Origin of the sequence: Lentilactobacillus sp. (assembly GCF_040773105.1) — a bacterium.
In the GTDB taxonomy this organism is placed as follows: Bacteria; Bacillota; Bacilli; order Lactobacillales; family Lactobacillaceae; genus Lentilactobacillus; species Lentilactobacillus parabuchneri.
Genome location: NZ_JAXGWW010000068.1, coordinates 1 through 9667, shown reverse-complemented (window position 1 = coordinate 9667; position 9667 = coordinate 1). Strand labels below are relative to the sequence as shown.

The window sequence follows — 9667 nt, the reverse complement described above, 5'->3', positions numbered from 1 at the left end:
CTTGATTTTGATGTACTTCTACAAATTTGATAAAATGCAACCTCAGATTGAAGCCGATTTAAAAGAACGCCATGCAGCTGCTTAATTCAGCTACATCAATATAAAGAACCGCCATATCAGGATTGCCTTCTGATGTGGCGGTTCTTTGTGTGTCACTTGATCTGCCTAGTTCGACCGAATGATGCTTCGAATGAGCGTAAATAACAGTTGTTGATCTCTGTCCTCGATATTTCCTAAATACACTATTGAATCGTCTCAATCTTGGCCTGTTCGATTGCGCTTTCACTCAACTCCTGACCAATTCCGGGCCGATTTGGAATTTCAAACCAGCCGTTCTTAGGTTCGTAGCGATACTTGCCCGAATCAATATTGGGCGCCTTCAACGAAATTTCGTGGTGTTCATGGATTAATGCATTGGGAATCACCGCCTCGAGTTGAAGCGCCGCTGCCGTAGCAATTGGACTCCCACAAACATGAAACTGCACACTGACATCTTCAGTTGCTGCCATATCGCTAATCTTCTTACCTTCCGTGATGCCACCGCAAATACCTAAGTCCGGTTGCACGACGCTTAATGAACGGTTCTTTAAGAACGGTCGAAATCCATACCGAGTCGTCAACCGTTCCCCACTGGCCAGTGGGATTGACGTCTTTGCCCCAATCCGTTTCGTTAACTCGGGATTTTTGGGAGAATTTGGTTCCTCCATGTAATAGATGTTCAAAGCCTTGACTTTATCCGCAAACTGAATTGCAGAATTGACATTCAGTCGGGCGTGACATTCCAAAATAATGTCGGTAGTGTCGCCAACTGCTTTACGAATTGCTGCAACTCGGTCAAAGAACAACCCCATCTCCGACTGACTTAATAGTTGCTTGTCGTGAATGCCGAGTTGGCCATCTTCTTGAATCATAAACGGATCGACCTTAACTGCGGTATATCCTTCAGAAACAGCTTTGGTGGCAGCATTTGCATACTCATCAGGTGTTGTCAGGAATTTGACGTGGTCTCCCCAACCAAATTGTAGTTGGCTGGCATATGCACGGATACGAGAACGAGTTTGGCCACCCAATAGCTGATAGACCGGTACCTTGAAGTACTTGCCTTTGATGTCCCAAAGTGCCGTGTCAATTGCACTAACTGCAGAATAGAAAACCACTCCGCCGCCTTTTCCCCAGAACGTATCCTGGTATAGGTGATCCCAAATGGCTTCAATCCGCATCGGATCCCAGCCGATGATTTTCTGTGACAAATCCTTTAGACTGCCAACTGCTCCAAGTTGACCACTGCCATATGCAAGCCCGGCCTCACCAAACCCAGAGATCCCAGAATCTGTGTTGACTCTGATAACCACGGGGTGCCAAGCCGGCATTAAACCAAACCATTGAAGCTGAAAAATATCCACACTGGTAATTTTCATACGACCCTCCTTAGTCTGCATTACAGACTTTCATCACGAGCAGGGTCGACCATCAGCTTTGCCAGGGCACTAGGCTTAATGTTCCCCAAATTTACCGATAAATTCGCCCCACCAAACGCTTTGGTTAAATCTTCAAACGTCAAACGGGTACCATTAATTGCCGACTCAATTGTCTCCAAGTCGCCTGACGTCTGCAAAAAGTCCCCGTAAATTTTGGCGCCTGTCACCAGATTGTCCTTGACGGAAAATCCAATTCCCACCGTTCCAAATCCTTGAAAGTACGCATCCCGATAATAGTCGTGGCGATCATTTCCGGCGAATACCCATTGTTTGGTGCCGTATTTGCTATGAGCCAGTTCAACAACCTGCTGCCAATCGGTTTTGGTTAATCGATACGTTGGAATTTGCCCGATGTTACCCGTGCGAAATACATGCTCGAGTATGAGGCGCTGAACTTGTTCGATGGAAATGCTGCCATATTCCGGACTAAAGAATTGGCGGATATTCGTGACTCTGCTATGAACAGACTGGACGCCCTTGGCTTTTAACTTTGCTTTCGTCGGTTTCAACACTCGGCTTGCGGATTGTAAATCCACATCAATCATCAAAGTCCCACCATAGGAAACCCGATTGCCAATTTTAGAAGCCGACATTCCTGAAAACTTCTTGTTATCGACAGTTAAATCATTGCGGCCATTGGCTTTTGCGTGAACCCCGAGAACCTGCATGGTTTGTAGGATTGGTTGGGCGTATTTTTTGAAATCAGGGTGTTGAACTGACCGTTCTGTATCAATAAAGACATAAGTTAAATTGCCAGGATCAACGTACACCGCCCCACCACCTGATCCTCGCCGAACCAAATCGATGTTGTGTTCGTTAAGGTAAGCCATATCAACTTCAGAAAAGACGTTTTGATGGACGCCGCAAATTACAATCGGCTTTTGCGGGTGGTAGAAATAGATCAGCGAATCCGAAAACTTGGTGCTTTTTTCCAAATACTCCGGAAAGGCCTGTTCAACTGTTGAATCTTTCAAATAAGCCAATCCGTTTGACGTATCTAAATAGTGAATAAGTCCTCACTTCTTTATCGTTACTTTTTAATATACATATACTTATAATTCCACTGTGATCCGGTTGTGTTATGAGTAATCCCGTGAAGATATGGTCGTTTCAATTACAGATTATAGTTCTGTAATAATGGTGTTGCCCCCTGTTGTTGCATGATAATCTTTTCAGCCTTCAGCATCTTATTCCAGCGAACAGTCGGATCGGCGTTGTTTGTATAAATTGACTGACTAATCAGCTTATCAAATTCTGCATTGCTCCAAGAACCATAGTTCATTGAATTCTTGCTCATCATCGGTTGTAAGAAAGCTGTTGGGTCGGCAATGTCGGCACCACGGCCGGTGATATAGGCCTCAAAATCTCCAGAAACACCACGCGCGTATTGAACTTCTTGCGGAACGGTTTGTAGATTAATCTTTAATCCAGGCAGTTGCTTTTCAGCCGTTGATTTAATATATTCACTGACCTTCTTAACGTTATCAGCATTGGCGACCATCAAATCAAAGGACAGCTTCTTTTGACCAATTTGTTTGAGCCCTTTTCGCCAGTAGTCCTTCGCCAACTTGGGATTATAGGCAACCCCTTCGCCACCGTACTGCTGGGAAGCAAAATCTTTGTTGTTGGCAGGATCATAGGCCAGATACTTGGTTACGAATCCAGTTGGTTTAAGCGATTCACCTTTCAATAAGTTATTTGAAATTTGACTGCGGTCAATCGTCAGTGAAATTGCCTTGCGAATATTGACGTTGTTAAAAGCTTTTCTCAATGTTGGATTTTTAATTTTTTGATTGTAAACCAAATAGTTCATGTAGGAATACGGGCCGTGGTACAAGTCTTTGCTATTCTTATAATGGCTGACCTGGTCCCCAATTAAAATCGTAAAATCCAGCTTCTTTGCCTGGTACAATGACAAGCTGGTCTGCGGATCATTCACATAATTCATATGAATCGTGTTCATCTTAACGTGCTTTTTATCCCAATAATTTTGATTCTTCGAAAATGTCCAGGTATTTGACTGTGGACTCCAGTTCTTGATGACGTACGGTCCTGAAAAGACGGTTTTGCTGGCAGCTTGACCGTAACTGGCACCATATTTATTGACAACTTTCTGATCCTGCGGTGAAAATGCCTGGTAGGTCATCAGCTTGGTGAAGTATGCAATTGGCCGGTCCAAGTGAACCACAAACGTTCGCTTGTTGGGCGCATCGACGCCAAGTGCAGTTAATGGAAGCTTACCAAAGTTCACCTTCTCGGCATTTTTAACCCCGTCAAACAAATAAGCATGGGTTGACTTGGTCTTGGGATTAAGGGTTCTTCTCCACGAGTAAACAAAGCTTTGCGCGGTAATCGGATCCCCATTACTAAACTTGGCGTTCTTTCTGATGGTAAACGTATATGTCCGACCATCTTTTGAGACAGCGTACTTACTTGCCAGTGCGGGAACCGGCTTGTGATTCTTGTTCATGTACAACAAACTGTCATATAAATTCCCCGCATTGTCAAATCCCTGTGCCTTGGAAATATCCAAGGTGATAATGGAATAGTTGGCCGATAAGCTGGCCGTTCGCACTAACTTGCCATTATCTTTAGACTTGCTCTGATTCGAACAGGCAGCAAGCGCCCCCACGCTCATGATGCCTGCAGCTAACAGGACTACTTTCCTCAAATAATGCTTCATAATGATGACATCTTCCCTTCAAATAATGACTGTTACCGCTTACAATGACAACTTGAAAGAAGTTCAAAGTACTCGCTCGTTCACGGGAGAACGTGACGTACTTTGAACTTTTAATTCGCACCTATCTTACAACAGGTTGACCCTGTAAATCAAGGAAAATTTTTGGAACAAAAATACCACACAAGTACAAATTTGTGTGGTATTATTATTTTATCTTTTTATGGTTCTTCTCGAATAACCGGCTTTTCTTTCAAGCTCAATTGTTCAACGTTCAACACTCTGTCAACCAAGCCATCATAAAAACTCGACTCATGGCTGACGATGATTAAGTTACCTGGGAAACGGTCAAGCGCTCGTTTCAAAGCTTCCTTGGTTTCTTCGTCCAAATGGTTGGTGGGCTCATCCATAATCAAGAAGTTGCTTGGGACGAATTCCATCATTGCCAGCTTTACTTTGGTTTGTTCCCCACCAGAAAGTTGACCGATTGGCTTGATCGCATTTGCAGCATCCAACCCACACTTGGCAAGCTTGGTCCGAATGGTCCGCTGATTTAACTTGGGAAATTTATCGGAAATGATCTGCATTGGTGTCATCCGATTGTTGTCCCATTGAAGCTCCTGGCTGAAGTAACTGATGTGAGACGATGGTGAAAATTTAGCTGTTCCACCCTTAGCAGGTAATTGTCCAAGGATTGATTTAATCAAGGTTGACTTTCCAACCCCGTTAAACCCGGCAAAGCCAAATTTTTCACCCATCGAAATCGTAAAGGTTACCGGCTTTAACAACGGCTTGTTATAACCGACCGATAAATGATCAACCGTCAGTGCTTCATGCGAGCCGGTTTCTTCATACGGAAAGTTGAAAGTTGCCTTAATGTTTGTTGAAGGCGGATCAATCTTATCCATATGCGCCAGCTTTTTCTCCCGCGATTTTGCCATTGTTGATTTGGAGCCGGCCTTGTTCTTACGGATAAACCGCTCGGCCTTTTCAATTTCCACTTGTTGTTTATCGTATTCACGCTGTTGGAAGTCTTCTCGTTCTTCTCGTTGGCGCATCGCTTGCTTGAAGCTGCCGCGATACTTGGTAATTTTTCCAAATGCAATATTAATAATACAGTTGGTGATTTTTTCCAAGAAATCATAATCATGGGAAACGACCAATGCAGCCCCGGTGAAACCGTTCAGATAATCAACCAACCAGTCAATTTGGGCAGTATCCAAATAGTTCGTCGGCTCATCTAACAGAATAACGTCAGGGTCAGCCAACAACATCTTGGCCAAAATAATCTTTGAACGCTGACCACCAGACATCTTCCCAACCAAATGATCACGGCCGATATTATCAAGCCCAAGGCCGGTGATAGTTTGTTCGATTCTGGTATCAATATTATAGAAGTTACTGGAGTCCAAAATATCTTGATACTGTCCAGCCCGCTCTAATAACTTGTCATCTGCTGTTTTGGCATATTGATTATACAGTTCATTTAATTGGTCACTCGTTTTGTATAAATCAGCGAAAGCCGTCCGCAAAAAGTCGATCATTGTCAGATCACCTTCTACATCGGCATACTGGTCCAAATAACCGATTTTAATATTTTTCTGCCACTTCACGTCTCCAGAAAGGGGCAGTTCACTTCCGGTAATAATCTTAATCAGAGTTGATTTCCCAACCCCATTTTGACCAACCACGCCCATGTGCTCGCCTTTTTCGAGCGTGAATTCAGCATCTTTATACAGATCTTTCTCGGCGAAGCTCATTGAAAGATTTGATACGGATAATAATGGCAAAAAAGTTCACTCCTTAATTAATTCGAAATACTACATACAAATTGTTACGTTACGCTTGTTTCCTATAGTAGTCAAACTAATCGTGCGAAGAATTCGGTTTGGTATATAATGGAAACACTACTTTTAAAGGATGATTATAAGATGAATATCAGAGAAATTGAATACATCACGATTCCCGTTTCAAATTTGGAAGTCAGCTTGCGCTTTTATCATGAAGTCTTTGACCTGCAAATTGTTGATTTGCCAAATGGCGACAAGGGTGCCGACATGCACAAAATGTTTTTGGACTTCCACGAAGAAAAACAGGTTGAGCATCCAATTTCATTTGGCTTAATCGCCAAGGATAAGATGGAAGATATCAAAGCGCACCTGATTAATTATTTTGTGGATATCGTCAGCGAACCCACAGAAAAAACTGAAGTAAGGAGAAACGTTAACTCGATTACGATTTTAGATCCCGACAAAAACCGGATTGAAGTTAATGAATTCAAATAGCGATGATCACAACCAGGTATCTCACAACTAAATCACTCCAAATCTTAAAATTCGTAGGGTTTCTGGCAGTATACATTATTGCCGAATCTGTCTTTGAAATCGCCGGTACGTACATTAAGGATCCCCTGCGTGCCCGACACGTGCTGGGGTTGGCTCTGGTATTAATTGCAGGTGCCCTGGCGTTGATCGGTTGGCGGTATGGGAAACAACTGGCTGCCAATAATCCCCGCAATTTTGGTAAAACGCGGCCAACAATGAAACAAATTGCCCAGTTACTGTGGATTTTCATCTTGATGACAGCCATCCAGATCTTCTGGCAGTGGCTGATTTCAAAACATCTACTGACAATTCCAAGTAATCAACAAGCCGTCAACGCTGCCGAAATGCGAATGCCCATGTGGAATATCTTTTTCGGCGGAATTCTCGCACCAATCTTTGAGGAACTGATTTTCCGTGGCATCTTCATGAATTATTTCTTCAATAAAGACAATCGTCTGAGCAATATTTTAGCCGTTGTCATTAGCGGATCCATTTTTGGGTTCGCCCATGAAATGAGCTTTGATTTTACTTGGATCATGTACTCGTTGTTGGGCTGCTGCCTCTCATTTGCGTACATGCACTTCCGAGACATCCGGTACAGCATCGCCTTACACATGATGAACAATCTGATTCCATAACGTCAAATATAAACGAGGCTTAAACGTGAACAATTACTCACGTTTAAGCCTCGTTTGTATTATTGGTTATTAGCTAATTTAGGTTGAATATTTTTAGGAACCTCTGAATACGGGATTCCCTCGTAGTTCACGACATTTTTGGCTCTTGAATAGCCGATCTTAATGTAGTGGCCCTTCGTAAAATACTTGCCGGCCATCGCACCAACCTCTAGTGTCTTACTTTGACCATCTTTGTTATAAGCTTTAATCAGGTAATAATGCACATCCGGATTACCTTTCGGTGACTTTTCCGTGCGCTCCAAGTTCCCTACCCGACCATAGTATGGAATCGTCGAATAATTGTGGTGATACCATCCGCCACCAATCGCACCTAAGACCACGATAACTGCCAGAATGATAATTGTTCGCTTTTTCATTGATAATCTCCTCATGTTGCATCTTATGAACAAACTATATCTAATCTATATGACCCTGTCAATTGATTTGCCGCCCATCACTTCGGCATCATTTGTTCCAAGTAACTTTCAAGTTTTGGGTCATGGGCATGCAAATACATCCCCTTAATCCCTCGGCGTAATAAAACATTTAAAGAATTCCTCAAGAGCTCAACCTTACTTTGCTCATAATCTTCTGGCGACATATCAGCACGATGCTTAAAAATCTCAACATCGGTTACCTTACTGGGGTCAACGCCCAAACGATTGTCGGCCGTCAGATAAAACGGCGGCCCAATAATAATGCCAATGTAATTTAGATCAAACCCCTGAACCGTATAAATACTGCCGACTTCATCAATTGTTTGTGGCTGTTCAGCCCACGGCGTGCTGGTAAAGTTGTACTGATCCCAAGGTTGGTGGAAATTCCCCTCATTGACCAAGTGCTTGCCACCGTCCAATGTTGACGGGTAGCCGCTAGTTGACGTCATCCTCGATAGGCCATATTTGGCGTTTTTCTTGATAATCGTTTGAAACATTTTCTGGGCATCCGGAAATATTTGAAAATCATAATCGCCAATCTCAACTGGAACCGGAGAAATAACGTCGCCATCAACAAAATGATCCAGCCAATCCATTAATTTCGGGCCGGCCTGCATCCGAAATTGTTGCTTTAAGTGCACCAAATCATGAGGATAAGGGGCAATCAAATTCTCCAATCGTGATTTGTTCCAAAAACTTTTTGTCCGCAACACCTGATGGGGATCGAAGACAACAATTGTCACCCGGCTCAAATTGATAATGTCCTGGAGCTGATTGTCACCATAGTAATTGTTGTAGTGGTCAGGCTTGCTGAGTAGTAAATGGGCCTCGTCGACCACCGTTAAATTCACCTGCTTGTCCTGCTTATGCATTTGATTAATGAAGCTGGTTGGGCGCTGATAATACTTCTTCAGCATATGCGGTGTCTGGCCTGCCAACTCACGATACACTTTCAGCAGTTCCGGATGATTGACCAAGAAGTAGGCATCATCGACTTCCTGCGCCAGTTCCGTGAATAGTTGGTTCAAAATCAAGCTCTTGCCGGTGCCGGCATCTCCCATCAAAACAAAGACGGCATGGCCAGCTTCTTTTAAGTGCAGCCTGGCAAAGGCATCGATTTGTTTTAAGACCTGCTGTTGATGAGTCGTTAACTCGATGTTTTTTGAAAATGCATTCAGCGTATGTGACTCCAAAGATTCCATGGGATGGCTCCTCTCGAAAATTCTCAATGTTTCAATGATAACTTTTCTCGAAGTGAATTTCCAGAGAGATAGGGCTTGCAATCGCTCCCATTTTTCATGAATAATAGAGGTAAATACATCCAACGAGGAGAATTCAGATGCCCACTTTCATGAATGGAAAAATATTTATCGGAACAGCCCCCACCTCATTTGTTTCCGCGATGAAAATTAAAGCCGGTCAGGTCACTTGGATAGGCGAATCAAGTGAAGTCAATGATCCTGACGCCATTAATTTAGAAGGAAAAACCGTCCTGCCCGGATTAATCGACGTCCACACGCATCCCAAATACATTGCCGATGCGCTTCATGGCGTCGCCTGCACGCCGCCAAACGTCAATAGTATTGAAGAGATGAAAGCTGCTCTCAAACAATCTCCAGCTTTCGGCAAAGGCCCCGCAACTTGGATTGAAGGCTGGGGCTTTGACGAAACCAAGTTAGCCGAGCACCGAACACCAACGGTTGATGACCTTGACACCGTCTCGACGACCCAACCAATATTTGTCTATCGCTCGGATTGTCACTCGTCAATTGGCAATTCTAAGGCCCTGGCACTCGCTGGGATTACCGCAAGCACTCCAGATCCGGTTGGTGGCTTTATTGGTCACTTCCAGGATGGCCGCCCCAACGGTTACATGAAAGAAGTCGCCGCAACCCAACTGCTAATCCAGGCCAAATCAGCTCAGAATTACCAGGCAGACGTTGATAACATGACGAATAGTTCCACCCATTACTTAGAAAACGGCATTGTCGCCATCGGAGAAATGATGGGTCGAACCCAACCATATGACTCACTAGAGTTGTACCAGGATGCTGTAAAAGACGAATTCAAG

Annotated in this window: 9 protein-coding genes; 3 read left to right on the top strand and 6 right to left on the bottom strand. The window is 43.7% G+C overall.

Annotated features, from left to right (window positions below; translation table 11 throughout):
- Window positions 1–242 precede the first annotated feature (242 nt).
- From AB3112_RS05215 to AB3112_RS05200, 4 genes are all read right to left on the bottom strand, one after another.
- Complete coding sequence (locus tag AB3112_RS05215) at window positions 243–1418, bottom strand: mandelate racemase/muconate lactonizing enzyme family protein (RefSeq protein ID WP_084998399.1); 1176 nt, start codon at window positions 1416–1418, stop codon at window positions 243–245.
- A gap of 20 nt (window positions 1419–1438) precedes the next feature.
- On the bottom strand, window positions 1439–2452 hold the full coding sequence (locus AB3112_RS05210; RefSeq protein WP_239822872.1) for a lipoate--protein ligase: 1014 nt from the start codon (window positions 2450–2452) through the stop codon (window positions 1439–1441).
- Window positions 2453–2592: 140 nt separating this feature from the next.
- Window positions 2593–4161: a peptide ABC transporter substrate-binding protein gene (locus AB3112_RS05205; protein ID WP_367334065.1), complete on the bottom strand. Its 1569-nt coding sequence runs from the start codon at window positions 4159–4161 to the stop codon at window positions 2593–2595.
- Between the two features lie 218 nt (window positions 4162–4379).
- Window positions 4380–5918, bottom strand: coding sequence for an ABC-F family ATP-binding cassette domain-containing protein (locus AB3112_RS05200; RefSeq protein ID WP_367334066.1), 1539 nt, complete (start codon window positions 5916–5918; stop codon window positions 4380–4382).
- A gap of 171 nt (window positions 5919–6089) precedes the next feature.
- Here AB3112_RS05200 and AB3112_RS05195 point away from each other — a divergent pair, with 171 nt between their 5' ends.
- Together AB3112_RS05195 and AB3112_RS05190 are read left to right on the top strand one after the other, a co-directional pair.
- Window positions 6090–6443: a VOC family protein gene (locus AB3112_RS05195; RefSeq protein WP_057910899.1), complete on the top strand. Its 354-nt coding sequence runs from the start codon at window positions 6090–6092 to the stop codon at window positions 6441–6443.
- A 2-nt stretch (window positions 6444–6445) separates the two neighbouring features.
- Entirely contained in the window at window positions 6446–7120 is a 675-nt protein-coding gene (locus tag AB3112_RS05190; RefSeq protein ID WP_084974542.1) for a CPBP family intramembrane glutamic endopeptidase, read from the top strand.
- Between the two features lie 59 nt (window positions 7121–7179).
- Here AB3112_RS05190 and AB3112_RS05185 read toward each other — a convergent pair whose 3' ends face one another.
- A complete protein-coding gene (locus AB3112_RS05185; RefSeq protein ID WP_084974540.1) occupies window positions 7180–7536 on the bottom strand; it encodes a YxeA family protein in 357 nt (118 codons plus the stop codon).
- Between the two features lie 77 nt (window positions 7537–7613).
- A complete protein-coding gene (locus AB3112_RS05180) occupies window positions 7614–8798 on the bottom strand; it encodes a DUF2075 domain-containing protein (protein WP_084974538.1) in 1185 nt (394 codons plus the stop codon).
- A gap of 137 nt (window positions 8799–8935) precedes the next feature.
- On the opposite strand from AB3112_RS05180, the gene AB3112_RS05175 reads away from it, so the two are divergent.
- On the top strand, window positions 8936–9667 hold a 732-nt coding region (locus tag AB3112_RS05175), incomplete at its 3' end, for an amidohydrolase family protein (RefSeq protein ID WP_367334064.1).